Origin of the sequence: Acinetobacter sp. TUM15064 (assembly GCF_008980265.1) — a bacterium.
Lineage (GTDB): Bacteria > Pseudomonadota > Gammaproteobacteria > Pseudomonadales > Moraxellaceae > Acinetobacter.
Map to the genome: position 1 here is coordinate 1 of NZ_BKFU01000200.1, position 490 is coordinate 490.

Below are 490 nucleotides of genomic sequence, written 5' to 3' on the forward strand. Positions count from 1 at the left end.
AAGCGGTTGAGATATGCCTTTGAGATAATCTCACAGTACAGAGCGCCTTTATCTGGATATTCTCTGATTTTCAACATAGCCATATCTACCAGTTCAATGATCCACTTTGTCTCAAATAAGCTGCGAATGCGTTCTTCAAATCGTTCTCTCGCTTCATCCGGAGCAAAGTTCTCCAGATAAATCAATGCACCATCTAAGCTGTCACCGTAAGTACAAATAAGGGTATCACATACATCATTCGCACGATCAATGGTAGACCAGCACACCTCTCGATATATGGATAAAATCAGCTTTGCTCTTTCATACAGAACCTTCTCGTCAATGTTCTGCATCCGGCAAAGCATTCGAATACTGCTGAATACCTGTGTATTATATCTGCTCATTCAGAATCTCCTTTCAGCCTAATCCATAAAATAAGAATTCCTTTCTAACTCCTGTCACTTGGCTAAAGGGAAACAAATACCATGGGACAAGAATGACTATAACTTCC

At 40.2% G+C, this 490-nt stretch carries 1 protein-coding gene; it reads right to left on the reverse strand.

Annotation, left to right across the window (positions count from 1 at the left end; all coding sequences use genetic code 11):
• Positions 1-383 (reverse strand): hypothetical protein (locus GBI16_RS18420; protein ID WP_151707634.1); only part of this gene is annotated, 383 nt, incomplete at its 3' end.
• Positions 384-490 lie beyond the last annotated feature (107 nt).